This is a genomic window from Oceaniradius stylonematis (assembly GCF_003149475.2).
GTDB lineage: Bacteria > Pseudomonadota > Alphaproteobacteria > Rhizobiales > Rhizobiaceae > Roseitalea > Roseitalea stylonematis.
Window position 1 is genome coordinate 365160 of sequence record NZ_QFWV02000004.1, and the last position, 24520, is coordinate 389679.

Annotated in this window: 23 protein-coding genes and 1 pseudogene; 10 read left to right on the plus strand and 14 right to left on the minus strand. The window is 64.6% G+C overall.

Annotation, left to right across the window (positions count from 1 at the left end):
• Position 1 precedes the first annotated feature (1 nt).
• The 6 genes from DEM25_RS05360 to DEM25_RS05385 form a co-directional block, all read right to left on the minus strand.
• Positions 2 to 367, minus strand: a complete 366-nt coding sequence (locus tag DEM25_RS05360; RefSeq protein WP_109769353.1) for a septal ring lytic transglycosylase RlpA family protein — start codon at positions 365 to 367, stop codon at positions 2 to 4.
• Positions 368 to 409: 42 nt separating this feature from the next.
• The gene (locus DEM25_RS05365; protein WP_109769365.1) at positions 410 to 1297 is read right to left on the minus strand and encodes an SDR family oxidoreductase; all 888 of its coding nucleotides are present in this window, start codon (positions 1295 to 1297) and stop codon (positions 410 to 412) included.
• Complete coding sequence (gene queG / locus DEM25_RS05370) at positions 1290 to 2456, minus strand: tRNA epoxyqueuosine(34) reductase QueG (RefSeq protein WP_109769352.1); 1167 nt, start codon at positions 2454 to 2456, stop codon at positions 1290 to 1292. Before queG ends, DEM25_RS05365 begins: the two co-directional genes overlap by 8 nt.
• Positions 2457 to 2480: 24 nt before the next feature.
• Positions 2481 to 3170 (minus strand): glutathione S-transferase family protein, encoded by a 690-nt coding sequence (locus tag DEM25_RS05375; RefSeq protein WP_109769364.1) that lies wholly within the window; start codon positions 3168 to 3170, stop codon positions 2481 to 2483.
• 72 nt (positions 3171 to 3242) lie between these two features.
• Positions 3243 to 4187, minus strand: a complete 945-nt coding sequence (locus DEM25_RS05380; protein ID WP_109769351.1) for a carbohydrate kinase family protein — start codon at positions 4185 to 4187, stop codon at positions 3243 to 3245.
• A complete protein-coding gene (locus DEM25_RS05385; protein ID WP_109769350.1) occupies positions 4184 to 5293 on the minus strand; it encodes a Gfo/Idh/MocA family protein in 1110 nt (369 codons plus the stop codon). The genes DEM25_RS05380 and DEM25_RS05385 overlap by 4 nt, the downstream gene beginning before the upstream one ends.
• Positions 5294 to 5505: 212 nt before the next feature.
• Between DEM25_RS05385 and DEM25_RS05390 the strand changes: the two genes are divergently transcribed.
• Positions 5506 to 6285, plus strand: a complete 780-nt coding sequence (locus DEM25_RS05390) for an SDR family NAD(P)-dependent oxidoreductase (protein WP_281004525.1) — start codon at positions 5506 to 5508, stop codon at positions 6283 to 6285.
• A 6-nt stretch (positions 6286 to 6291) separates the two neighbouring features.
• Here DEM25_RS05390 and DEM25_RS05395 read toward each other — a convergent pair whose 3' ends face one another.
• A complete protein-coding gene (locus tag DEM25_RS05395) occupies positions 6292 to 6897 on the minus strand; it encodes a TetR/AcrR family transcriptional regulator (RefSeq protein ID WP_109769348.1) in 606 nt (201 codons plus the stop codon).
• 58 nt (positions 6898 to 6955) lie between these two features.
• On the opposite strand from DEM25_RS05395, the gene DEM25_RS05400 reads away from it, so the two are divergent.
• The 3 genes from DEM25_RS05400 to DEM25_RS05410 all read left to right on the plus strand — a co-directional run bounded on the left by DEM25_RS05400 (position 6956) and on the right by DEM25_RS05410 (position 8697).
• Complete coding sequence (locus DEM25_RS05400; protein ID WP_120222643.1) at positions 6956 to 7414, plus strand: anthrone oxygenase family protein; 459 nt, start codon at positions 6956 to 6958, stop codon at positions 7412 to 7414.
• Positions 7415 to 7438: 24 nt separating this feature from the next.
• Positions 7439 to 8287 (plus strand): DUF6920 family protein, encoded by an 849-nt coding sequence (locus DEM25_RS05405; RefSeq protein WP_109769346.1) that lies wholly within the window; start codon positions 7439 to 7441, stop codon positions 8285 to 8287.
• A gap of 107 nt (positions 8288 to 8394) precedes the next feature.
• A complete protein-coding gene (locus tag DEM25_RS05410) occupies positions 8395 to 8697 on the plus strand; it encodes a potassium channel family protein (protein ID WP_109769363.1) in 303 nt (100 codons plus the stop codon).
• A 15-nt stretch (positions 8698 to 8712) separates the two neighbouring features.
• Here DEM25_RS05410 and DEM25_RS05415 read toward each other — a convergent pair.
• The 4 genes and pseudogenes from DEM25_RS05415 to DEM25_RS05430 form a co-directional block, all read right to left on the minus strand.
• A pseudogene (locus tag DEM25_RS05415) lies at positions 8713 to 10789 on the minus strand (malate synthase G).
• A 119-nt stretch (positions 10790 to 10908) separates the two neighbouring features.
• Entirely contained in the window at positions 10909 to 12915 is a 2007-nt protein-coding gene (locus DEM25_RS05420) for a hydantoinase/oxoprolinase N-terminal domain-containing protein (protein WP_109768383.1), read from the minus strand.
• 73 nt (positions 12916 to 12988) lie between these two features.
• A complete protein-coding gene (locus DEM25_RS05425) occupies positions 12989 to 14377 on the minus strand; it encodes a cytochrome P450 (RefSeq protein WP_109768382.1) in 1389 nt (462 codons plus the stop codon).
• A 64-nt stretch (positions 14378 to 14441) separates the two neighbouring features.
• Positions 14442 to 15170: a glutathione S-transferase gene (locus DEM25_RS05430; protein ID WP_245412767.1), complete on the minus strand. Its 729-nt coding sequence runs from the start codon at positions 15168 to 15170 to the stop codon at positions 14442 to 14444.
• Between DEM25_RS05430 and DEM25_RS05435 the strand changes: the two genes are divergently transcribed.
• Positions 15157 to 16200 carry an aldo/keto reductase gene (locus tag DEM25_RS05435; protein WP_109768400.1) on the plus strand — a complete coding sequence of 348 codons (1044 nt, stop codon included), beginning with the start codon at positions 15157 to 15159 and terminating at the stop codon, positions 16198 to 16200. The genes DEM25_RS05430 and DEM25_RS05435 overlap by 14 nt on opposite strands.
• 6 nt (positions 16201 to 16206) lie before the next feature.
• Here DEM25_RS05435 and DEM25_RS05440 read toward each other — a convergent pair whose 3' ends face one another.
• Positions 16207 to 16704, minus strand: coding sequence for a thioesterase family protein (locus DEM25_RS05440; RefSeq protein WP_109768380.1), 498 nt, complete (start codon positions 16702 to 16704; stop codon positions 16207 to 16209).
• Positions 16705 to 16876: 172 nt separating this feature from the next.
• Positions 16877 to 17089 (minus strand): hypothetical protein, encoded by a 213-nt coding sequence (locus tag DEM25_RS05445; RefSeq protein ID WP_196780276.1) that lies wholly within the window; start codon positions 17087 to 17089, stop codon positions 16877 to 16879.
• Between the two features lie 95 nt (positions 17090 to 17184).
• Here DEM25_RS05445 and DEM25_RS05450 point away from each other — a divergent pair, with 95 nt between their 5' ends.
• Positions 17185 to 17742: a DUF2269 family protein gene (locus tag DEM25_RS05450; RefSeq protein WP_120222644.1), complete on the plus strand. Its 558-nt coding sequence runs from the start codon at positions 17185 to 17187 to the stop codon at positions 17740 to 17742.
• 34 nt (positions 17743 to 17776) lie between these two features.
• On the opposite strand, the gene DEM25_RS05455 is transcribed toward DEM25_RS05450, so the two are convergent.
• Complete coding sequence (locus DEM25_RS05455; RefSeq protein ID WP_109768378.1) at positions 17777 to 18049, minus strand: usg protein; 273 nt, start codon at positions 18047 to 18049, stop codon at positions 17777 to 17779.
• Between the two features lie 262 nt (positions 18050 to 18311).
• Between DEM25_RS05455 and gyrB the strand changes: the two genes are divergently transcribed.
• From gyrB to DEM25_RS05475, 4 genes are all read left to right on the plus strand, one after another.
• A complete protein-coding gene (gene gyrB, locus DEM25_RS05460; RefSeq protein WP_109768399.1) occupies positions 18312 to 20771 on the plus strand; it encodes a DNA topoisomerase (ATP-hydrolyzing) subunit B in 2460 nt (819 codons plus the stop codon).
• Positions 20772 to 20827: 56 nt separating this feature from the next.
• Positions 20828 to 21046 carry a hypothetical protein gene (locus tag DEM25_RS05465; RefSeq protein WP_109768377.1) on the plus strand — a complete coding sequence of 73 codons (219 nt, stop codon included), beginning with the start codon at positions 20828 to 20830 and terminating at the stop codon, positions 21044 to 21046.
• Positions 21047 to 21142: 96 nt separating this feature from the next.
• A complete protein-coding gene (locus DEM25_RS05470; protein ID WP_109768376.1) occupies positions 21143 to 22912 on the plus strand; it encodes a B12-binding domain-containing radical SAM protein in 1770 nt (589 codons plus the stop codon).
• 186 nt (positions 22913 to 23098) lie between these two features.
• Positions 23099 to 24520: a cytochrome ubiquinol oxidase subunit I gene (locus tag DEM25_RS05475; protein ID WP_109768398.1), complete on the plus strand. Its 1422-nt coding sequence runs from the start codon at positions 23099 to 23101 to the stop codon at positions 24518 to 24520.

Genomic DNA, 24520 nt, shown 5'->3' on the forward strand with positions numbered 1-24520 from the left:
ATCAGCCCGTCCGGCTGATGCAGACAGGCACGATGCCTGAGCGCACCATGCCCAGGCGGCGGGCCGCTTCCTTGGAGACATCGACGATGCGACCGTGTACGAACGGTCCGCGATCGTTGACCCGCACCGTCACCGAGCGGCCGTTGGCACGGTTGGTCACCTCGATGCGGGTGCCGAAGGGCAGCGACGGATGCGCCGCGGTCATCTTGGCCGGGTCCATCATTTCGCCGGACGCCGTGCGCGAGGTCAGCGCATACCAGGATGCCTTGCCGCACTGCTGGGCCGCTTGCGCCGGGGCCGGCGCCGCCAGAGCGCTGAGAATCATTGCGGCGCAGGCTGCGCCGGTTGCCACTGTCCTGATCGACATCAATCGTCCTTCCGTCACGATGGACGCGCCCGATGGCAGCGATCAGGTGGACGGCGCCTGCCAGTCGTCGCCGGCCCACATCCGGTCGAATGCCAACCGGTAGTCGGGGTGGGCGAAAACGAAGCCCAACGCCTTGATCGCCGCGTTCGAAACGCGCTTGTTCTCGCCGTAAAAGGACCGGGCCATGGGCGACAATGTGGCGGTCTCGAAGTCGATTTCCGGCGGCGGATCAACTTTCATGACCGAGGCGGCATAAGCGACAACGTCCTGCGGCGGCGCCGGCAGGTCGTCGGTGACGTTGAGGATGCCGTCATGTCGGCGCGCGGCGAGGAAGGCCAGCGCGCCGGCGATGTCGTCGACGTGGACGCGGTTGAAGACCTGACCGGACTTGACCAGACGTCGCGCCCGACCCGCCGCCAGATTGACGAAGGCGTTGCGACCCGGCCCGTAGATTCCCGACAGGCGCAGGATGGACAGCGGCACATTGCGTTCCTTGGCGAAAGCATGCCAGGCCCGTTCGGCGGCGAGCCGCTGGATCGAGCGTTCGGAAACGGGGCGCGGTTCGGTGGCTTCGTCCACCCAGCCGCCGTCATGATCGCCGTAAACGCCGACCGTCGACAGATAGGCTATCCACTCAAGATTCGGCGCGGCAGCGATGGCTTCACGCGCGGCGTGAAGCACCGGATCACCATCGGCATCCGGGGCGATCGAGACGACGATGTCGGTGGCTCGTGCGATCGCATCGCGCAGTTCGAGGCGGGTGCCGGCGCCATCGAAGATGACAGGCGTCATGCCGAGCCTGCGCAGTTCGCCGGCTTTTGCGGGAGCGCGCGTCGTGCCGAAAACGGTTTCGCCGGCGGCGGCAAGCCGACGGCCGTAAGCGCGACCCGAAAATCCGGCGCCGAAAATCAATATCGTTCGGTCAGTCACCGTCCGTTGCTCCAGCATGGATCCATTCATCGGCGACATCGCGGTCAGCTTCCCCCGAAAGCCGCGCTGCCGCTTCGTGCGCAATCCGGCCGGGCGCCAGCTGCGCCAGCGCCCAGACCGCGCCGCCGCGCACGATCGGCTCTGCATCGTCCAGCAGCGCAATGACGTGCGAGATCAGGGTCGGCTGACCACTGTTGCCGGCGGCGATCAGACAGTTGCGCACGAAACGGGCGCGGCCGATCCGCTTGACCGGGGAACCGGCAAAGCGCGCACGAAACGCCGCATCGTCCAGGATCAGCAGTTCATCCAGCGGCGGCGTGCGCATGTCGTCACGAGATTGGAGCTTCGCCTCGCGCGCGGCGCTGGCGAACTTGTTCCACGGGCAGACCGCCAGGCAATCGTCGCAGCCATAGATGCGGTTGCCGATGGCCTTGCGGAACGGGTGCGGCACCGGTCCCTTGTGCTCGATCGTCAGATAGGAAATGCAGCGTCGCGCATCGAGCTGGTAGGGCGCTGGAAACGCGTCGGTCGGGCAGATGTCGAGGCACGCCCGGCATGAGCCGCAATGATCGGTCTCGGCTTCGTCCGCCGGCAGTGCCATGTCGGTGAAGATCGCGCCCAGAAAGAACCATGATCCGAGATTGCGGCTGACGAGATTGGTGTGCTTGCCCTGCCAGCCGAGCCCGGCCCGTTCGGCCAGCGGCTTTTCCATCACGGGCGCCGTGTCGACGAAGACCTTGACGTCGGCTCCGGTGCGCGCGGCGAACCGGCCGGCCGCCTGCTTCAGCTTGCCCTTGATGACATCGTGATAATCGCGGTTGTGGGCGTAGCAGGAAATGGTCGCGCGATCGGTCCGCTCGAGCGCAGCGAGCGGATCGTAGGCATCGCCCGGGCCGTAGCTCATCGCCGCCATGACGATCGAGCGAGCATCGGGCCAGAGCGTCGTCGGGTCGGCGCGGCGGTCCCGCGTGTCGGCCATCCAGCCCATCGTGCCGTGCCGGCCTGCGTCAAGGAACCGGTCGAGGCCCTTGGCGGCGCGGTCGATCCGGCCGGCCGGCGCGACGCCGATCGCGTCGAAGCCGAGCGATTGCAGATCGCGCACGATAAATGCGCGCGCCTTTTTCGGATCGGTCAGGCGGTGGGACAAGGCCGTCGGCATGGCGGCACGCTATCCGGCCCGGTCTCAGAAATCGAGATCGGCATAGTGCGAAACCGGCGTCAGGCCGCGCACCCGGTCAGCCAGAAGCGGACGGAAGGAGGGCCGCGATTTCATCCGCGTGTACCAGTCGCGCGCCTGCGGCACCCCGGACCAGTCGATCTCGCCCATATAGTCGAGGATGGAAACCGCGGCGCCGGCGGCGATGTCGGCGGCGGAAATCGATGGCGCGCCAAGCCAGTCGCGGGTGCCGGCGAGCCAGTTCAGATAGCGCAGATGCTGCCGGATGTTGGCGCGGGCCGCGCGCATGGCTCCGCTGTCCGGCGCGCCGCCCCCCAGTTCGGCCGGCATTGCCAGCTTGTCGATTCGCTCGCGAACGAGCGCGCGGGTGACATCGGCTTCGAGCTTGACGATGAACCAGTCCACCAGGCGCCGCACCTCGGCGCGCTCAAGCGGATAGTCGGGCATAAGGCGCCGTTCGCGCGCCATGACCCCACGTGTTTCATCGAGGTACTCGGCAATTGGGTGGGCGCCACTGAGCGGGACACCCGCCTCGGCGACGAGGACGGGAATGGTCCCGGCCGGGTTCATCGCCAGAAACTCCGGCCGGCGTTCCCATGGACGTTCTTCGTGCAACTGCGCCTCGACGCCATATTCAGCCAGCAACAGGCGGACGAACCGGCAGGGCGCCGACATGGGCATATGATGGAGAATCATCTCGGTCTCGCGCGCGGTGCAAAGCGGAAGGGCCAAGTGATACGCACCGAACCATGGCGGTGCAATGGCGGTTCAGCCGGCGAATGCCTCAATCTCCGCAAGCGTCGGCAGGTCGGCCCCGCGCCGGGTGCAGGTCAGCGCCGAGGCCCTGACGGCGAAGCCGGCCAATTCGGCGATATCGGCATTGCGCGCCTTGCCGGCTCCCACGAGATCGTTCGCCTTCAGGGAATGCAGGCACGCCGCCATGAAGGTGTCGCCGGCGCCGACAGTGTCGACGACATCGACGGCAATGCCCGGCACGTGCGTCAGCCGTCCGTCGGCCGATCCCGCAATCGCGCCATTGGGCCCGCGTGTGACGAAGGCGAGATCCGCGCCGGCAACCAGTGCCTGTTCGATGAACCATTCAAGCGGCTTGCCGGGCCATAAAAGCCCGACATCCTCGTCGCTTGCCTTGACCAGGCCGGCGAGCGGCAGCATTTCGCCGATTCGCTGCCGCCACAGGTCAAGGTCGGCGACAACCATGGTGCGGACGTTGGGGTCGAACGAGATGAAGCGGGCATCCGCCTCGCGCCGGGCCAGCGTGCGCAGCGTGTTTCCGGTCGGCTCGAACACGGTCGCGAACGACCCAAGGTGGATCACATCGACATCGTCGCCGAGCTGATCTGGGATATCCGAGGGTTCCATGGAGCAGTCGGCGGTGCCGTTGCAGTAGATGGAATAGCGCGGATGGCCGTCGGGGCCGGTTTCAACGAGCGCCACCGTCGTCAGATTGTCGGTTTCGACGCAGTAGCGGTCCAAAACGCCATTGTCGGCCATGAAGGCACGCAGGCGACGACCGAGCAGGTCCGTGGAAATCCGTGTGAACAGGCCCGCCGCTGTGCCCATCCGCGACAGGCCAAGCGCGACATTGAGCGGCGAGCCGCCGACGACGCCATCAATCGAAACGCCGTGGCCGCCCGATGCGTCGGACGGCCTTGCGAACATGTCGAACAGGGCTTCCCCGCAGGTCAGGATCATGATGGCGCGTCCCCCAGATGCACGATCTCGCCGTTCCGGATCGACCGTTCGGCGGCTTCGCCCATCTCCACCGCGCGCGCCCCGTCCGTCAAGCTCACATCGGGCTTGCCGCCCTCGCGAACGATGCGGGCAAACTCGCGATGCTGGTAGAAGGTACCGCCATGATGGTCGCCGGCGGCGAGCACCTGATCGTCCACATGGATTTCCTCGCGCAACGGCGCCTTGTCCGCGCGTGGGGAAATCACGATTTCCGAGGCGCGTTCGCCGCCGCCCGGCCAGAAACGCGACGGGCCAGGCACCATCGCCTCGATCTTGCCCGCCGAACCGGTCACCGAGACGTGCTCCTGCCACCAGGAGCCTTCGGCGAACATGCACAGATCAAGGGATGCGCGCATGCCATTGTCGAAATCGACGATGACGAAGGCGTTGTCGAGCACGTCGGGGACGCCCTCGTCATGAACCTCGTCGCGATGGTTGAGATCGTGGCCGCCCGAACCGAAGATGCGCACCGGCTCGGCCTGCGTGATCAGCCGCATCAGATCGAAGAAGTGGCAGCATTTCTCCACCATCGTGCCGCCGGACCGGTGGGAAAAGCGGTTCCAGTTTCCCGGCTTGACCAGAAACGGATAGCGGTGCTCGACGATCGAGATCATCTTGAGATCGCCTGCGGTGCCGTTGCGCGTTTCCTCGATCAGCCGGGCGACGGGCGGCATGTACCGGTATTCCATCGCCACCCACACCGGCGCGTGCCGGTTGTGGGCGCGGCGCGCCAGATCGCGCGCCCTTTCGGCCGATGTGGCCGAAGGCTTTTCGAGCAGGATGGGCAGGCCGGTCGCCAGGGCATCCAGCATGATGTCGTAATGGGTGTCGTTGGGACTGACGACGATCAGCGCGTCGATGGTTTCGGATGATAGCAGTGTTGCGTGATCGGCGTATGCGGCCACACCGGTCATGCCGGCGGTCTGCGCGGCGGCGAGACCGGCCTGGCGCATCTCGTCACGCGTGTCGGCGATGGCGGCGACGGTCGCGCCCTCCAGAAGCGCTATGTTGCGGATGTGCTCCTGGCCCATCATGCCGGTGCCGATGACGCCGTAGCGCAGGGTCATGCGTTTCGTCCCAACTGGCCCGCGTCATTGCTCGCACGACGCCGCTTGTCCCAAGTGAAAGGCGAAATCCGCCCTAGCGCGCGCTTCGGCGAGCAGCAAGACAATTGTGGTTGAATGATGGAGGAATTTGCACCGGCCAACGGGAAGCCGGGGGCGCTTGCAGCGGCCAGTCCACCATGCCAATACCGATTTCAACGGTCGGGGAGGACAATGTGACACAACAAGACGGCAATGTGGCGATGATCACCGGCGCCGCACGGGGTATCGGACTGGCGACCGCCAAGCGGTTTCTGGCCGAGGGCTGGCATGTGGTCATGATCGACCGGTTGGGCGACCTGCTGCAGAAAGAGGCGCGGGCACTCGGCAGCAACCGCGCCCATCCGATCGTGTGCGATGTGTCCATGCCCGATCAGGTCGCGTCGGCGGTGGCGGAGACGCTTGATGCGCCGGGCCGGATCGACGCGCTCGTCAACAATGCGGGCATTGCCGAGTTCGCGCCGCTGCTCGAGACGAGCTTTGAGACATGGACGGAGGTGATGGCGACCAATCTGAACGGCCCGTTCCTGATGACACAGGCGGTCGCTCCCCACATGGTGGCCGCCGGGCGCGGCGGCGCGGTGGTCAACGTCACCTCGATCTCGGGCATTCGCGCATCTACCATGCGCGTTGCCTATGGCACGTCCAAGGCCGGGCTGGCCCACCTGACCAAGCAATATGCGGCCGAACTGGGCGATTACGGTATTCGGGTCAATGGCGTGGCGCCGGGACCGGTGGAAACCGCCATGGCCGCCAAGGTGCACACGCCGGAAATCCGGCAGTCCTATTACGACCACATGCCGCTGCCGCGCCACGCCGCCGAGAGCGAGATCGCCAGCGTGATCTGGTTTCTCTGTTCACCCGATTCGGCGTTCGTCACCGGCCAGATCATCGCCGCCGACGGCGGCTTTGCGGCCACGGGCGTCGGCCTGCCGGATCTGCCGGCGCGGGGATGACGGCGATCAAGTCCCAAAGAGACGCGTGATGCCGCCGACGGCACGCATTGCCCGTGTACGGATCGCATCATCGGGCAGCGGCCCGATCGCGCCCGTTGCGCGGCGGATCTGCAGGTCGCCGATGAGCAAGGCGACATAGGTCTCGGCCACCTCGCCGGCATCGTCGAAAGCCAGAAGTCCCCTGTCGCGCGCCCGACCAAGCAGTTCCGCGATCAATGGCACGACCGCCTCGCGCCCCGATTCGGCCAGCGCCGGGCCCAGCGTCGCGGTGTCATGGACATCGCCGACCGCAGCGCGGTTGAGGGCGATGGCGCGCTCGCCGGTGACCAGATCAAGAAGCAGCGGGCCGACGGTCGCCAGTGTCTCCAGCGGGTCTGCATCGGCGCCGTCGAGGCGGGTGCGCAGCAATTCGGCCACGTCCCGCGCATTGGCCTTGACCAAAGCGGCGAACAGGCCCTGCTTGTTGCCGTACCACTTGTAGAGCGTCTCGTTGGACGCACCGGCCCGACGCGCGACCTCCAGCATGGACGTGGCCTTGTAGCCCTTCTCGATCAGCAGCGCGAAGGCGGCATCCTCGATCGCCGTGCGGCGCCGGTCTGCATAATCGCCCATGGCGGTCTGTCCCTTACCAAAGTTTCATTTGCAAATTTCCGTANCCCGCACCGCGCCAATGGCGCCGATCCTCATGCTCGGCCTGATGGCCGGCTTCTTCTACGCCTTCTCGGTCTGCGTGATGACCGGCCTCGACGCCATCTCGCCCGACAAGGCAATTGCCGCCATGCAGGCGATCAATGCGTCGGTCAGAAATCCGGTCTTCTTCGTCACCTTCTTCCTGACCCCGGTCTTCGCCGTTGGCGCTTCGGTACTGGCATTTGCGATCGGAGACACCCGTTCCGGCCTCTTCATGGCCGCAGCCGCCGGCATCTATGTCCTGGCCGCCGTCGTGCCGACCGCGCTGGTCAATGTGCCGATGAACGAGGCACTGGCCGCGATCGATCCTGCCGGTGTCGATGCCGCTGCCGTCTGGTCGAACTATTCGGCGCGCTGGACCTTCTGGAACACGGTTCGGACGCTGACCACGACCGCCGCGCTGGCGGTCGCCATCTTCCCCCTCATCGAAAGCCGCTAGGCGGCACCCGACAGGAGACTTCCCATGAAAACACGTAATCTGATCTTGTCGGCGACAGTCGCCACCATCGCCGTGGTCGCAGGCACCATCGCCTACCATGCCCACGCCACACGCGCGGCGATCACCGGGTTCGAGCGGACCGTCATCGACCGGGCCACCGAGAGGTCCGCGCCGTGGACCGAAACGTTGCCCGACACGCTTCCAGAACCGGTTGCCCGCTATTTCGCCTATGTCTTTCCCGACGGCCCGCCCGACCATGCCTATGTGGAAATCGAGGCAGCGGGCCAGTTCCGCCGGCCCTTGACCGAGACGTTCCAACCGACGACGGCGCGGCAGGTGATTTCGCTGCGGGCGCCGGACCTGGTGTTCTCGGCGGACACGCCGCTCTGGGGCCCGGTCTGGGCGATTGCCTACGATGCCTACATTGACGGTCAGATGGAAATGGCGGCCAAGCTGCTGTCGACGGTCACCGTCATGTACGAAACATCGACGCCGGCGCTGAACCGGACGTCGCTGCGCCGCTGGCTTCTTGAAAGCCCGGCCTATCCGATGGCGCTTCTGCCCGGCGGGCCGGTGACCTGGGAACCGGTCGACGACAACCGGTCGCGGGCGGTCGTGCGCGCCTTCGGAGAGGAGGCAGCGCTCGTCGCCACATTCGATGCGGACGGCGCGCTGACGCGGTTCGACGCGGAGACTGACGGCGACCTGACGACGCCCTATCACGGCTCGGGCGAGCACACCGCGCGGAGTGACTACCAAATGATCGACGGCGTGCGTGTTCCTCTCGCCTTCACCATTGCTCGTGCCGCGGGCGGCGAGATCATCCCGTTCTGGGAGGGCCGGATCACGGCCATCCGGTTCGGTGGCACCTGACCTGCGCGCAAAGCCAATGCCATTTTTCTGGGGAGGCCGGCGCCAGCCGCTGGCCTTCGCGGCCGACCGCCGACACACTTGTCGGCGGTTAACGGATGTTTCCCGCCATGCCCAGCATTCGCATTGTCGCCCTTGTCACCAGCCTGTCACTGATCATCGGCATCGGCACCGTGTTCTTCCGCCTTGTCGAGGGCTGGACCTGGGTGGACAGCTATTTCTTCGCAGTCGTCACGCTGTCGACCGTCGGCTACGGCAATCTGGTTCCCGCGACCGCCCTGGGCAAGGTCGGCACAACGGTGTTCATCTTCGTCGGGCTCGGCATCTTCGCCGCCGCCATCCAGCAGATCGCGGCAGCGACGCTGCAACGCCGGCGAATCAATCCGCGCGACGGCAAGAATCGAACCAATTGAAGCCGGCTTGCCGGCTCAAGCCGCCTTCAGTTCCAGACGCCGGGCATGCAGGATCGGCTCGGTATAGCCGGAGGGCTGCTCGCGGCCCTTGAGCACCAGATCGAGCGCCGCCTGGAATGCGATCGAGCCGTCGAAATCGGGCGCCATGGGCCGGTAGGCCGGGTCGCCGGCATTCTGGCCATCGACCACCTCGGCCATCTTCTTCATCGTGTCGACGACCTGCTCCTTCGTGACGATGCCATGATAGAGCCAGTTGGCGATGTGCTGCGACGAGATGCGCAGCGTTGCGCGGTCCTCCATCAGGCCGACATCGTTGATGTCCGGCACCTTGGAGCAGCCGACGCCCTGGTCGATCCAGCGGACGACATAGCCCAGAATCCCCTGCGCATTGTTCTCCACCTCGCGGAGCTTCTGCCGGTCACTCCATTTGCGGTAGGTCGCGAGCGGAATGTCGAGCACCGCATCGACATAGGCGCGGCGCCCGGCCGCCTTGAGCTGCGCTTGCACCGCGAAGACATCGACCTGGTGATAGTGCAAGGCGTGCAGCGTCGCGGCGGTCGGGCTGGGCACCCAGGCGCAATTGGCGCCGGCCTTGGGATGCTCGATCTTCTGTTCGAGCATGGCGTGCATCCGGTCCGGCATGGCCCACATGCCCTTGCCGATCTGCGCCTTGCCCGAAAGGCCGCATTTCAGACCGATATCGACATTCTGGTTCTCGTAGGCGGTGATCCAGGACTTGCGCTTGATGAAGTCCTTGCGGCTGAACGGACCGGCTTCCATCGATGTATGGATCTCGTCGCCGGTGCGGTCCAGAAAGCCCGTATTGATGAAGGCGACGCGATGACTTGCGGCGCGGATGCACTCCTTGAGATTGACGCTGGTGCGCCGCTCCTCGTCCATCACGCCGAGCTTGACGGTGTGGCGCGGCAGGCCAAGCGCATCCTCGACCCGATCGAACATCTCGCCGGCGAACGCCACCTCGTCCGGTCCGTGCATCTTCGGCTTAACCACATAGACCGAACCATGCAGCGAGTTGCGGTCGCCGCCATCCTTCTTCAGGTCATGCATCGCGATGAGCGTGGTGATCATCGCATCCATAAGACCCTCGAAGACCTCATTGCCATCAGCATCGAGGATCGCCGGATTGGTCATCAGATGGCCGACATTGCGGACCCAGAGCAGTGCCCGGCCCTTGACGATCACTTCACCACCGTCCGGGCCGGTGTAACGACGATCGGCCTCGAGCTTGCGATCGACCGGCCGGCCGGCCTTTTCGAAGCTGGTCTTGAGGTCGCCTTTCATCAGTCCGAGCCAGTTGGCATAGGCCAGAACCTTGTCTTCGGCATCGACGCAAGCGACCGAANCCGATCGGGTGGGCACGGTCAAACACCAGTTCCACGTGCAGCCCGTTATTGACCAGAAGCACGGCATCGGGCGCTTTCGGATTGCCCCTGTAGCCGGCAAACTTTTGCGGCTCGAGCAGCGGCAGATCGTCGATGAGAAGCGCGCCGTCCTTGACGTGGTAGCGGCGCGCATCGGCGTGGCTGGTGCCCTCGATCGGGAAAGCCTGATCGAGAAAGACACGAGCGCGGGCGACGACGCGTGCTCCGCGTCCGCGGTCGTAACCGCCGGGCCTGGGCGGCGTGCCCATCGCATCGGTGCCGTAAAAGCCGTCATAGAGACTTCCCCAACGTGCATTGGCGGCGTTGAGCGCATAGCGGGCATTGGTGATCGGCACGACGAGCTGCGGGCCGGGCACACTGGCGATCTCCGGATCGACATTGGCGGTCTCGATCTCGAAATCGGGTCCCTCCGGCAACAGATAGCCGATCTCCTCGAGAAAGCCGCGATAGGCGTCATGGTCATGCGGCTGGTTGCGGCGCTTTGCATGCCATGCATCGATCTGCGACTGCAGTTTCTCGCGTGTTTCCAGAAGCGCGCGGTTCTTCGGGGTCAGATCGGAAACCATCGCCGCGAAGGCGGCAAAGAACGCGTCCGCGTCGATACCGGTTCCCGGCATTGCCTCGTCGACGAGGAAGTCGTGCAGGGCCTTGTCGATCTGCAATCCATTGCGGTCGATGCGGTCGGCCATGAAGGTCTCCAAGAGCTGGTTTGGCTGCAGTGCAGCAAAAAGCGGTTGCGCGCGGTTATCGCGGCCGGCCATTCGGTGTCAATCCAGCCGATAGTGCGACCCGGCTCCACGGCGCCGCGTCAGACCGCCGCCGGCCTTCCCGTTGCCGTGGCGGTCACCGTCGCGGAAACGAACTGGCGACGATCATCGAGTGTCACCGCCTCGACGTCGCTGCGCACATCGATCTCCGGTTCGCCGGCGCCCGCCGCCGCGGCCTTGGCCGCCGCCGCGACGCGGCAGGCAGCTGCGGCTGCTTCGAGCGCTGCTTTCTCCGAACGAAGGACCTGACGCGGCGGTTCTATTGCGGCACCGGAGACGACGAAACCGCCGCTTTCATCATCCGGGACGATCTCGGCCATCGCCGAAACGCGAATTTGACCGGCCACCGCGCCGATCGCATTGGCGACATCTGCATGGTCGGGCACGACCGCTTCGATCGCCAGGAGCCCGCCGACGCCGGGATAGACCGATGCCGCGCCGGCGCCGAGCCCGATCACCGGGCGGTCAAGCAGAAGTGCGGCACGCACATAGTGTCCCGATCGGTCGAGGGCACGCTGGACGAGCGGCGAGGCAAGAAGACGCCGATCGCTCAGCCCATCGGCGGCCAGACCGGTTTGCAGCACCCGTTCGGCAGAAAGGCGGACGAGACGCTCGGCGACGGTTCGGGCCAGGGCTTCGGGCGAGGCCGCGATCGGCCTGCCACGCCCATCCTTGCGGCGGGCGAAAAGCGCGGCGCCCAGGTGAGCCGCGTCTGTGTTCCAATGGTCGAACCGGCCCTCCACATGCCCGGCATCGGTGGGCGTAAAGCCGGCCACCAGAACCAGCCCACGCGCGGCGAGCCCGTCGAGCGTTGCCACCTCGGATGTGGATCTCAACAACCGGTCAAGCGGCACGGGCTCGTCGCCGATCCGTGCGAACAGATCGGCCTGCGACCGGGTGAGACCGCCATACTGGTCCTGCGGCAGACCGGCCTGGACGGCGAACCGACCATCGAGCCGGCCTGCGAACGGGGAATCGAGCTGTCGTTTCAGATGCGGAACAATTTGTCCGGGATAGAGCGTTTCGAGCAACGACACTGGAACAAGCCGTCGCGGACCCAGGCACAGTTCGGGTTCGAGCGCGCCGTCTTCGAGATGGATTTCACTGTCACCGCCCAGACCATAGGTGTGAACGTCGATGGCTTCGACCATGGTGCGGTGACCGCCCACTTCGGCGCCGGCGGGGTCGAGCATCGGCCGTCCGGCATCCAGAATCGCGACGTCCGTCGTAGTACCGCCAATGTCGGCGACATAGCCATCATCACGGCCGGTGAGAAAATGCGCGCCGACGACGCTCGCGGCCGGCCCCGACAGGATCGTCTCAATCGGCCGAAGCGTGGCGAACTCTGCCGAGACGAGCGAACCGTCGCCGCGCACGACCATCAGCGGCGCGGTGATGCTGCGTTCCGCCAAAAAGCCGCGCGTGGCCGCGATCAGCCGGGCGATCAGGCCGATCAGACGGGCGTTCAGGACCGTGGTCAAGGCGCGGCGCGGGCCGTCCAGTTTCGATGACAGCTCGTGGCTGCAGGTGACGGCGCGGCCGGTGCGTGTGGCGATCAGGTCGCGCACGGCGATCTCATGCTCGGGGTTGCGAACCGCAAAATATCCGGCCACCGCAAAGGCGGAAACATCGGCGCCGAGCGCATCGATCCGGGCTTCGAGCGGCGCCAGATCGAGCGGCTTGGCGCGGCCGTGAATATCGTGGCCACCGGGTAGAAGCTGGACCGGATCGTCGCCGAGCGCATTGCGCAGGCCGGCCTTATCGAGATCGGCTTCGCCGAAGCCGATCATGACAAGCGCGACCCGCCCGCCCTGACCTTCGACCAGCGCGTTGGTTGCGAGCGTCGTCGAGACCGACACCAGGCCGATCGCGGCCGGATCGGCGCCGGCCCTATCAAGCGCCTTGCCGGCAGCCTCTGCAATGCCGATCGCCAGATCGTGTCGGGTGGTCAGCGCCTTGGCCTTGGCGACAACCAAGCCGGCGGCAGCGTCGAAGATCACCGCGTCGGTGTAGGTGCCGCCCGTATCGAGACCGAGAGAAAGGGACATGGATCACGCCTGTTTGCGGCGTCAGCATGTATGGCGTGCGCGGCACAGCCGCAACGGCTTTGTGGTCTTGGCGTCAGCGTCGGACGATCCGCATGGGCAGGCCGTTTTGCGCCTGCACGGTGAGCTTCTGGACCGGCCAGGGCGCCAGGCCCGGTGTCGGCTCGAAGCGGAATTCGTTGAGCATCAGCGCCAGCGCGATCACCGCTTCCTGCAGCGCGAAGGTGGCGCCGATGCAGATTCGCGGGCCCGCGCCGAACGGCAGATACTGGAACCGGTCGATCGCGCCGCGGTTCTCCGGCCAGAAACGCGATGGCTGGAAGGCGTTCGGATTGTCCCAGTAAAGCCGGTGCCGGTGCAGCACCCAGGGCATGACGAGCACTGTCGTCCCGGCCTTGATCTCGACCGATGTGCCGTCCTTGAAGGTGAAGATTTCGTCTTCGACGGCCATCCGGTTGATCGACGGCGCCGGCGGATAGAGCCGCATCGCTTCCTCAAAAGCCGCACGGGTCTTTGGCATCTTTTCAAGCCACTCGACCGGCGGCGGATCATCGGCCAGAACCTTTGCGATCTCTGCTTCGAGCAGCGCCCGTTCGTGGGGTGCATTGGCCAACAGATAAAGCGTCCAGCCCAGAGCGCGCGCCGTCGTCTCGTGGCCGGCGCCGATGAAGGTTATCAGATTGTCCTCGATTTCGTCGGCGTCGAGACCGTCGGGACCTTCCGCGTTAAGCAAGAGCGCCAGAAAGTCGTTGCGGACGGCGTTGGCATCGGTGCGCATCTTCTCGCGCCTTGCATCCATCGTGTCGCGGACGACCTTGCGGAACTTGGCGAGCGTCGCCTTGCCGCGCAGGCGCTGGATGCGCGGAAACCATTCGGGCGCCTTGAGCAGGTCAAGCGGATCGACGCGTCCCATGGTCGACAGCAGCCGGTCCACATCCTCCGCGAAATCGACGCCATCGGTGACCACCTCGTCGGAAAACAGCGTGTAGGCGAGGATCTCGTAGGTCAGCTCGGTCATGTCGTGGCTGATGTCGCGCACCGTGCCGGCGCCATCGCGGTAGCACTCAAGAAAGGTGTCGGCGCGCGACCGCATCATGTCGGCGAACCCGTTGATGTGGCGCGGGGTGAAGACCGGCGCCATCGCCTTGCGGCCGCGCCGCCAGGTCTCGCCCTCGGCGGTCAGGAGCCCGTCGCGCAGGATCGGGCGCAGGATGAGCTGGCGCACCCGCGCCATGCGATAGTTCTTCTGGTTGTCGACCAGGACGTGCCGGATCAGCTCGGGATGATTGCAGATCAGCGTCGTCTCGTTGAGAAAGCGCGCAGTGATGTGCGTTTTGGTGTAGGACGGCTCTCCCCACAGTTCGAGCGGGTTGCGCATGACCGTGCGGACCACTTCCAGCCGCGTCGGTATGTGGGTGCGCGGAACCGGATGCGGCGGCACGAAAGGTTGCGGCTTGGTGTCCATGGCGACTGTCCTCGACTTTGGCCAATATGGCCGCAGTTTGCGCCCGGTCAAAGGTGACAGATGATCACGGGAATACGGTTTCGACGTCGCCCGGGTGCCATTGCGGGTATTTCCGCATGATCGACGCAAAGCGTTCAGATGCGAGGAAGCGGTCCAACCAGCCCCGCAGATGCGGCCATGGCTGCGCATCGAACCAGCCCCGATCGACATGGGCGAATTGGCGCACGAAGGGCAGTATGGCGTAGTCGGCGAGCGTGGCGCGATCTCCGAGCAGCCACTCATGGCGCTTGAGCCGTGCGTCCAGCGGCTGAAGATGGTCCGCCGCAATGGCGCGCTGCTGGGTTTCCGATATTGTTTCGTTTTCGTAACGATTTGGATATTTGTAGCGATCCAATGCCGCCTTGAACGAGCCGTCATTGCTGGCGACCAGCGTTTCGATGTCGGAACGAACAGAACGATCCTTCGGCCACCAACATTCGGGATCGGCTTGCGACAGGGCCCAGACCATTACGTCCCAACTTTCGTCGATCACCGTACCGTCGGGCAAGACAAGGACCGGCACAGTGGCCTTGGGGGACGCTTGGATCATGGCGGCGGGCTTGTCGCGCAAGACCACCTCGCGCAGCTCGACCGCGATGCCGCTTGCGGCAATCGCCAGCCTGGCCCGCATCGCATAGGGGCAGCGGCGAAAAGAATAAAGAACGGGTGGAAGCGCCGTCATGGCCGGCCTATCTTTCAGTGCATCCAAGATTTTCAGCCAGACCAATTTGGGGACGACCATGAAAATGCGCAAGCTGGGCCGCACGGGCCTCGACGTGTCCGAGATCTGCCTGGGCACGATGACCTGGGGCTCGCAGAACTCCGAGGAGGAGGCGCATGCCCAGATGCGCTATGCGGTCGAGGCAGGCGTCAACTTCTTCGATACCGCGGAGATGTATCCGACCACGCCTTTTGCGATCGAGACCGCAGGGCGCACCGAGGAGATCATCGGTACCTGGCTGGCCGAGGACGGACGGCGTGACGAGATCGTTCTCGCCACCAAGGTGATCGGCCCGGGCGGCCATGGCGTCGATGGCGGGCGGCCGATCGATGCGGCGAAGATGCGCACCGCCTGCGAACGCTCGCTCAAGCGGCTGCAGACGGACCATATCGATCTCTACCAGATTCACTGGCCGAACCGCGGCTCCTACCATTTCCGCCAGAGCTGGACCTATGCGCCCGACAAGCAGGACAAGGCCGAGGCGCTCGACGGCATTGCGGAGATTCTCGAAACCGCACAGGCGCTGGTCGACGAGGGCAAGATCCGGCATTTGGGCCTGTCGAACGAAACCGTGTGGGGAACGGCGCAATATCTGCGTATCGCCGGGGAGAAGGGCTGGCCGCGCGTGCAGTCGATGCAGAACGAATATTCGCTGCTGCACCGCATCTACGATCTCGATTTCGCCGAACTGGGCCATCATGAGGATGTGGGACTGTTGTCCTATTCCTCGCTGGCCGGCGGGCTCCTGACCGGTAAATATGAAGGCGGCAAACTGCCGGAAGGCTCGCGCCGGACGATCAACGAGAACATCGGCGGGCGCGTGACCGATTACCTGGAGCCGGCGCTCGGCCGGTATCTGGACATCGCCCGCAAGCACGGGCTCGATCCGGCACAGATGGCGCTGGCCTTCTGCCTCTCCAAACCGTTCCTGACCTCGGTGATCATCGGCGCGACGACGATGGACCAGCTCAAGACCTGCATCGACGCGGCCGATGTCACACTGGACGATGCGGTGCTTGCGGACATCGAACAGGTCCACCGCAAATGGCCGATCCCGATGTGAGGCGCCTCAATCCAGCGCCGCCACCATCTCCGGATCGAGGTCCGGCGAGGGACCGTCATGGCCCAGCGCCCGGGCGAGTTCGGCGCTGGGCACTTTTTCTCGCCCCTTGAGGAAAAGCGCCTTCAGCACCCCGCGGGCATGCACCATTTCGCCGACGACGAAGCGTTGCTCCATGTAAACCCATTTGCCATCCCAACCGGCGACGCGCGTCGTCAGTTCATATGCCTGGAACGGGTCGAGTGGGCGGCGAAACACCATCCTGGCGCTGCCGACCACGGGATACCAGCGATTGGCACGCATGACACGCCACAGGCCGGAGCGGATCGTCAGATCGACGCGACCGAGATCCATGATCGTCAGGTAACGGCCATTGTTCATGTGGATGTTGGTGTCCAGATCGTTCGGCAGAACACGCAGGCAGATACGCGTCTCATCGAAAACGCCCGTGGCCGGTTTGCGGAACGCGGCCAGCACGATCCAGATTAGACGGAAGATGAGATTCATGGCGCACCATCGCTCGCAGAGCTTCGATATTACGTTTACGTAAAAGGAATATCAAGCCGCCAAGCTTCCACCGGAGGGATCAGCGCGGATCCAGCGGCAACGGCACCATCTAAGCAAAAGAGGCCCACCAACGGCGCCTGTTGACGACTGGACGCAGCATTTCGCTGTCGGCTCAGCCTTCGGCGTTGGCCCGGAGATGATCGGCGACAGTGTCGGCGTCACCGGTCACGTCCCCGGGATTGTCGCGGAAGTCGAACCGCGTGACATCTTCGAGCATCGGCAGCGTGGCATCACCGAGATGGCCATCGGGGAAGGTGCGCACGCCCTGCGGAACTGCGGCGGCTTCCGAGTGGACGATCGCCGGCGGCTTGCCCGGGACGAGCAACGCGGAAACGGCCGGGTCCGGCAGCGGTACAGCCAGTCTTACAATGGTCCCCACCGGCCCTATAAGATGGTCGGAAACGCCAAGAAGGAGTGCGCATGCGCAAGACCTTGAAAATTCTGCACACGATCGCGGCCTGCGGGCTGATCGGCGGGCTTGCCGGACACATGGTGCTTCTGATCGTGGCGCATCCGCAGACGCCCCGCGCCTACAGCGCCTTGCGGGAGGCGATCGCCGCCATCAGCGATTACGTGCTGCTGCCGTCGCTGGCGATCGCGCTGGTGACGGGGCTCCTGTCGATGGCCGTGCACAAGCCGTTCATCGACAAGGGATGGGTGCTGCTCAAGGCGGCGATGGGCATCCTGATGTTCAAGGGCGTCCTGACGGTGATCGCCGCTCAGGCCGATCATGCGGCGGCGGTCGCCGAACGGGTGGCCAACGGCGAGGCCGGGGCGGACATGCTCGCACGAGCCATCGCCTATGAATGGGCTGCGCTGTGGACTGTGATGGCGCTGTCGGTGGCCAACGTCGTTCTGGGCGTCTGGCGCCCGCGCCTGTCGCGCAGGCCGGCCGCAAAGGCCCGAGAGTTCCGGCCAAAGCCGGCCGACGCCCGCACTGTCGCGGCACGCAAGCAACCATCCGTCAAGGCGGCCTGACCGTCAGCGCGGCCTGCCGAGGCGATGATGCCGCTCAGTGCAGGATGATTTCGCCATCGACCTTGCGCCACTCGCCGGGGCTGATCAGCCGCTTGTGCGCATAGCGCACCGAATGCAGCGGGCCGTCCAGATTGTCTTCCCAGAAGTCCAGGAACCGGTACATTTCGGGAAAGTCCGGGGCCAGATCGTAATGCTGCCAGATGAAGGTCTGCAAGATCCCCGGATGGTCGGGCATGCGGTAGAGAATGTGCGCCGTGGTCAGCCCGTATCCGGCCAGCTGCCGTTGAAGATCTCCGTGTTCGGTCATGCGTGTCCTCGCCTGAACGTGGAACGATTCTCTCATGCTGACGGCGACATGGTAAACAATTAATGAATTCAATGGCTTGGCAGTCTTACATTGCGAGTGCTGCCAGATGTGGCCTGCACGCCGGAACGGCGTTGCGTCTATCCCCCGCAAACTGCGCGGCGGATTTGGATTCGGACCCGCAAAAGCCTATATATCTTGGGCAATTGGCCCGCCGATTCGCGTCCACCGCGCGCACATGGCGATACAGACAAAAAAGGCCCGCATGAGCGATCAACCGCAAACGCCTCCCGATCCTTCCGAAACCGGCAATGGCGCCTATGGCGCCGAGCAGATCAAGGTCCTCAAGGGCCTCGATGCGGTGCGCAAGCGCCCGGGCATGTATATCGGCGATACCGATGACGGCTCCGGCCTGCACCACATGGTCTACGAGGTGGTGGACAACGCCATCGACGAGGCGCTGGCCGGCCATGCCGACCGCGTGACGGTGACGCTCAATGCGGACGGATCGGTGACCGTGACCGACAATGGCCGCGGCATTCCCGTCGACATTCATGAGGGCGAAGGCGTTTCGGCGGCCGAAGTGATCATGACGCAACTTCATGCCGGCGGAAAGTTCGACCAGAACTCCTACAAGGTATCGGGCGGGTTGCACGGCGTCGGCGTCTCGGTGGTCAACGCACTGTCCGTGTCACTGAAAATGAAGATCGGCCGCAACGGCAAGTTCCACGAGATGAGCTTCACGCACGGCGTCGCGGACGCGCCGCTCGCGGTGACCGGCGATGCGGGCGAATATACCGGCACCGAGATCACGTTTCTTCCGTCGACGGACACGTTCACCCGAACCGAGTTCTCGTTCGACACGCTCGAACACCGGCTGCGCGAACTGGCATTTCTCAATTCGGGCGTGCACATCGTCCTGACCGATGCGCGGCATGCCGACCGGCGGGAGGTGGATCTGGTCTATGATGGCGGGCTGGAGGCGTTCGTGCGCTATCTCGATCGCGCCAAGAAACCGCTGATCGAAACGCCGATCGTGATCAGCGGCGAAAAGGACGGGATCACAGTCGAAGCGGCGCTGTGGTGGAACGACAGCTACCATGAGAACGTCCTGTGCTTCACCAACAACATCCCGCAACGCGACGGCGGTACGCATCTGGCCGGCTTCCGCGGCGCGCTGACCCGGCAGGTCAACGGCTACGCAGAAAGCTCGGGCCTTGCCAAAAAGGAGAAGGTCTCGCTGACGGGCGATGATTGCCGGGAAGGGTTGACCTGCGTCCTGTCGGTCAAGGTGCCCGATCCGAAATTCTCGTCGCAGACAAAGGACAAGCTGGTTTCTTCGGAAGTGCGCCCCGTGGTCGAGAGCCTCGTTAACGAGACGCTGGGCGAGTGGCTGGAGGAAAACCCGGCCGAAGCCAAGACGCTGGTCGGCAAGGTGGTCGAAGCGGCCGCGGCGCGCGAAGCGGCGCGGAAGGCGCGCGAACTGACCCGCCGCAAGGGCGCGCTCGATATCACCTCGCTGCCGGGCAAGCTGGCCGACTGCCAGGAACGCGATCCGGCAAAATCGGAAATCTTCATCGTCGAGGGCGATTCTGCCGGCGGCTCGGCCAAGTCCGGCCGCTCGCGCAAGAACCAGGCGATCCTGCCGCTGCGCGGAAAGATCTTGAATGTCGAGCGGGCACGGTTCGACCGGATGCTCGGTTCGGATCAGGTCGGCACGCTGATCACGGCGCTTGGCGCGGGTATCGGCAAGGACGAATTCGATGCCGACAAGCTGCGCTATCACAAGATCATCATCATGACGGATGCCGACGTTGACGGCGCCCATATCCGCACGCTGCTTCTGACCTTCTTTTTCCGGCAGATGCCGGAGATCATCGAACGCGGGTACCTCTATATCGCCCAGCCGCCGCTCTACAAGGTGACACGCGGCAAGTCCTCGCAGTATCTCAAGGACGAACAGGCGCTCGAGGACTATCTGATCGATGTGGGGCTGGAGGACACCAGCCTCGAGACCGGCGATGGCGACGTGCGCTCCGGCAACGATCTGCGCGCGCTGATCGAGACGAGCCTTCAGGGCCGCACGCTGCTGCAGGGGCTGCATTCGCGCTACGACCGCGCTGTGGTCGAGCAGGCCTGGCTGGGCGGCGCCCTCGATCCGGCGCTTCTAAGCGATCTGGGCCGGGCCGCGGACGTGGCGACGCAGGTTGCCGGCAGGCTGGATACGATTTCCGAGGAGACCGAACGCGGCTGGACCGGACGGATCAATCCCTCCAACGAAGGCGATGGCGGCTTCGTGTTCGAACGCACGGTGCGCGGCGTCAAAGAAGCGGTGATCATCGATGCGGGGCTGATCCAGTCGGCCGATGCGCGGGCCCTCAACGCGCTTGCGCCACGTTTCGACGGCGCGTTCGACGTGCCGGCGACGCTGCGGCGCAAGGACACCTTCCAGACCATCACCGGTCCGATGGCGCTGATCGAGAGCATCTTCGAGACCGGCCGCAAGGGCCTGACGCTGCAGCGCTACAAGGGCCTTGGCGAAATGAACTCCGAACAGCTCTGGGAGACGACGCTCGACCCGGAAGCGCGGTCGCTGCTGCAGGTGAAGGTCAACGATGCGACGGACGCGGATTCTCTGTTCAGCCGGCTGATGGGCGATGAAGTGGAACCGCGGCGAGAATTCATCCAGGACAATGCGCTTTCCGTGGCGAACCTGGATATCTGATAAGCCGACCAAACGGCGGGCCTGATGCGGCCCACCGCCGATGTGGGAGGGCCGCCATGGCACCTTCTGACGATTTTCTGGGTGTGCCCGGCTATTGGACGCTCGAAGACCTTGCGCGTTCCGGCCAGGTGGTCATGTTCGAGTGCAGCCATTGCACGCACACCAAGATCCTCGACATTCCGGCGCTCGCCCGCAAGCACGGGCCGCAGACGCGGGTCAATTTTTTCAAGCGCAACATGCCCTGCCCCCGGTGCGGCAAGACCGGTATGGCGTAGCTTCGATCAAGCCACGATGGCCTGCGCGGCGGACGGTCGCCATCCCACTCATCCTATGGTAGAAGGCGCCAAACTGCCCGCCGAAGGGATGGCCCCGTGTTGCAATCGCCCAAGACCGCCGAGCGCCGATTTCAGCTCGTTCTGATCAAGCCGTCGCACTATGGCGAGGACGGCTATGTCATCCGCTGGTGGCGGTCGATCATCCCGTCCAATTCGCTGGCTGCGGTTTACGGAATCGCCGCCGAATGCGCCGAGGCCAAAGCGCTTGGGCCGGACACCCAGATCGACATCGACGCGATGGACGAGACCAATACGCGCATCGATGTCGACGGGCTGGTCAAGCGGTTCGCCGACAACAACAATTTCGGCATGGTGGCCCTGGTCGGCGTGCAGTCCAACCAGTATCCGCGCGCGCTGGATTTGGCCCGGCAGTTCCGCGCCGCCGGCATCCAGGTGGCGATGGGCGGGTTTCACGTATCCGGTTGCCTTGCCATGCTCGATGGCCACGCGGTCGATCTCGACGCATGCCGCGATCTGGGCGTTTCGATGTTCACCGGCGAAGCCGAGGGCCGGTTCGACACGATCCTGTCGGACGCGGCGCAGGGCCGTCTCCAGCCCCTCTATGACTATATGAACGATCTGCCCGGCATCGAGGGGACGCCGGCACCCTTCCTGCCCAAGCGCTATGTCGAACGCACCGTCGGCCATTCGACCAGCTTCGACGCCGGCCGGGGGTGCCCCTACCAGTGCTCCTTCTGCACCATCATCAATGTGCAGGGCCGCAAGTCGCGTTACCGGTCGGCCGACGATGTCGAGCGCTTGGTGCGGCTGAACTGGGAACAGGGCATCCACAAGTTCTTCATCACGGACGACAATTTCGCCCGCAACCGGGAATGGGAATCGATCTTCGACCGGCTGATCAAGCTGCGTGAGGAAGACGGCATCCCGCTCGGCCTGATGATCCAGGTCGATACACTATGCCACAAGATCGACGGGTTCGTCGAAAAAGCCAAGCGGGCCGGCGTCACCCGGGTCTTCATCGGGCTTGAGAACGTCAATCCCGACAATCTGATCGCCGCGAAGAAACGCCAGAACAAGATCACCGAGTACCGCAAGATGCTGTTGGCCTGGAAAGCGCAGGGCATCATCACGCTCGCCGGCTACATTCTGGGTTTTCCGGCCGACACGCCCGAGACGATCCGGCGCGACATCCGCATCCTGCAGGAAGAATTGCCGCTCGACATTATCGAGTTCTTCAACCTGACGCCGCTGCCCGGCTCCGAGGATCACAAGGTCTTGTGGCAGAAAGGCGTCGACATGGATGCCGATCTGAACGCCTACGATCTGCACCATGTGGTCACCGACCATGGGAAGATGAGCCGCGACGAGTGGCTCGCCATCTACTATGAGGCTTGGCGGCTCTATTACACGCCCGAGCACATGAAGACGCTGCTGCGGCGCGCGGCGGCGACAGGCGTGCCGATTGCAAGTCTCGTCAAACTGCTCGTTCAGTTCGAAACCACGATCCGCCTCGAGGACGTCCATCCGCTGGAATCGGGCATTTTGCGCCTGCGCCACCCCAGCGAACGGCGTCCGGGCCTTGCCCGCGAGAACCCGCTCGTCTTCTGGCCGCGCTTTGCCTGGGACACGGTCCGCACCCATGTCCTGTTTGGCCTGGCGATTGCCCGTGCGACGTTCTGGGCTGTGCGGATCGCACGCGACCCCGAGGCCAAGAACTATAGCGACACGGCGCTGACACCGGTGACCGATGAGGATGACGCACTCGATCTCTACACCAAGACGACCGGCGGTAGCGAAGCGGTGGCCCATTCGAAGAAAGTCGCCGAGCTGACCGGCCACGGCTGATCTGCGCCGCGCCGGCCTCTGTTACCGGCCCGATTTGAGCTGATCCCGATACGCGGTTGTGACTGCAGCGGACATGCGGATTTTCCGTCCAAAAGCCGCAAGTCCGTCATGATTGTTTCATGCGGCAGCGTGTCCTATCCCAATGGTGCGGTGCGGCATCCATATCCGGCCTCGAAAGGCTCAATCATGGACTCCACCGCTCTCGACCCGTTCATCCTGTCGCGCATCCAGTTCGCGGCGAACATTTCGTTCCACATCCTGTTTCCGACGATCACCATCGCGCTCGGTTGGGTGCTGTTCTACTTCAAGCTGCGCTACCACCGCTCGGGCGACGCGGCGTGGATGGATGCCTATTTCTTCTGGGTGAAGGTGTTTGCCCTGTCCTTTGCGATGGGCGTCGTCTCGGGCATCACCATGAGCTTCCAGTTCGGCACAAACTGGCCTGGCTTCATGGAAACCGTCGGCAACATCGCCGGTCCCTTGCTGGCTTATGAGATCATGACCGCCTTCTTCCTGGAGGCGGTGTTCGTCGGCATCATGCTGTTCGGTTTCCGGCGCGTTTCGAACCGCATCCACACGCTGGCAACGTTCCTTGTCGCCTTTGGCACGACGATGAGCGCGTTCTGGATTCTCGTCCTGAACTCGTGGATGCAAACGCCCGCGGGCTTTGAAATGCGCGACGGCGTGGCGCATGCGACCGACTGGTTTGCCATCATCTTCAACCCGTCCATGCCCTACAGGCTCATCCACATGCTGCTGGCGTCGGGCCTGACCGTTGCGTTCCTGATCGCCGGCATTTCCGCCCTGCGCTACCTGCTCGGCGACCGCACCCCTGCATTGCGCAAGGCGCTGAACACCGGGATCGTGCTCGGCGCGGTTCTCATTCCTGCGCAGATTCTTGCCGGTGACATGCACGGGCTGAATACGCTGGAACATCAGCCGGCCAAGATCGCCGCGATGGAAGGCCATTGGGAGACGCAGAGCCGCGCGCCGCTGATCCTGTTCGCGCTGCCGGACGAAGAAGCCCGTCAGAACCATTTCGAGGTGAAGATACCCGGGCTTGCCAGCCTGATCCTGACCCATTCACTGGATGGCGAGGTGCCGGGGCTGAACGACTTCGTGCTGGAGGACGGCACCATCAAGCATCCGCCGGTGGTGCCTGTCTTCTGGGGTTTCCGCATCATGGTCGGCATCGGCATGCTGATGCTGGTCATGGCATGGACGGGCACATGGTTTTTGTGGCGCCGCAGAGCTTCGGACAACCCGCTGCCGCGCTGGCTCGCGCTTGGCCTTGTGCCCATGGCCGCCAGCGGATGGGTCGCGACCCTGTCGGGCTGGTATGTCACCGAGATCGGCCGGCAGCCATGGCTCGTCACCGGCGTGATGACCACCAAGGACGCGCTCGGCCCCGTCGCTGGCGGCATGGTGCTGTCGACGCTTCTGGCCTATCTCGCCGTCTATGTTCTGCTGCTCGGCGCCTACGCCTTCGTCATCATCCGGCTGGCCGTCAAGGCAGCCAGACAGGGCGATGAACGGCCGGAGCCCGGTCCCGCGGGCGGCACCGCGATCCCGGGCGGCAAAGACGCCATGCCCCAGCCGGCGGAGTGA

Coding starts and splice junctions, on each gene's coding strand:
- DEM25_RS05405 (WP_109769346.1), top strand. CDS start 7,439: ATGAAAACACGTAATCTGATCTTGTCGGCGACAGTCGCCACCATCGCC.
- DEM25_RS05375 (WP_109769364.1), bottom strand. CDS start 3,170: ATGATTCTCCATCATATGCCCATGTCGGCGCCCTGCCGGTTCGTCCGC.
- DEM25_RS05360 (WP_109769353.1), bottom strand. CDS start 367: ATGTCGATCAGGACAGTGGCAACCGGCGCAGCCTGCGCCGCAATGATT.
- DEM25_RS05455 (WP_109768378.1), bottom strand. CDS start 18,049: ATGACCGAACACGGAGATCTTCAACGGCAGCTGGCCGGATACGGGCTG.
- DEM25_RS05440 (WP_109768380.1), bottom strand. CDS start 16,704: ATGAATCTCATCTTCCGTCTAATCTGGATCGTGCTGGCCGCGTTCCGC.
- DEM25_RS05400 (WP_120222643.1), top strand. CDS start 6,956: ATGGCGCCGATCCTCATGCTCGGCCTGATGGCCGGCTTCTTCTACGCC.
- DEM25_RS05465 (WP_109768377.1), top strand. CDS start 20,828: ATGGCACCTTCTGACGATTTTCTGGGTGTGCCCGGCTATTGGACGCTC.
- DEM25_RS05475 (WP_109768398.1), top strand. CDS start 23,099: ATGGACTCCACCGCTCTCGACCCGTTCATCCTGTCGCGCATCCAGTTC.
- gyrB (WP_109768399.1), top strand. CDS start 18,312: ATGAGCGATCAACCGCAAACGCCTCCCGATCCTTCCGAAACCGGCAAT.
- DEM25_RS05420 (WP_109768383.1), bottom strand. CDS start 12,915: ATGTCCCTTTCTCTCGGTCTCGATACGGGCGGCACCTACACCGACGCG.
- DEM25_RS05425 (WP_109768382.1), bottom strand. CDS start 14,377: ATGGACACCAAGCCGCAACCTTTCGTGCCGCCGCATCCGGTTCCGCGC.
- DEM25_RS05435 (WP_109768400.1), top strand. CDS start 15,157: ATGAAAATGCGCAAGCTGGGCCGCACGGGCCTCGACGTGTCCGAGATC.
- DEM25_RS05380 (WP_109769351.1), bottom strand. CDS start 4,187: ATGATCCTGACCTGCGGGGAAGCCCTGTTCGACATGTTCGCAAGGCCG.
- DEM25_RS05395 (WP_109769348.1), bottom strand. CDS start 6,897: ATGGGCGATTATGCAGACCGGCGCCGCACGGCGATCGAGGATGCCGCC.
- queG (WP_109769352.1), bottom strand. CDS start 2,456: ATGCCGACGGCCTTGTCCCACCGCCTGACCGATCCGAAAAAGGCGCGC.
- DEM25_RS05450 (WP_120222644.1), top strand. CDS start 17,185: ATGCGCAAGACCTTGAAAATTCTGCACACGATCGCGGCCTGCGGGCTG.
- DEM25_RS05385 (WP_109769350.1), bottom strand. CDS start 5,293: ATGACCCTGCGCTACGGCGTCATCGGCACCGGCATGATGGGCCAGGAG.
- DEM25_RS05410 (WP_109769363.1), top strand. CDS start 8,395: ATGCCCAGCATTCGCATTGTCGCCCTTGTCACCAGCCTGTCACTGATC.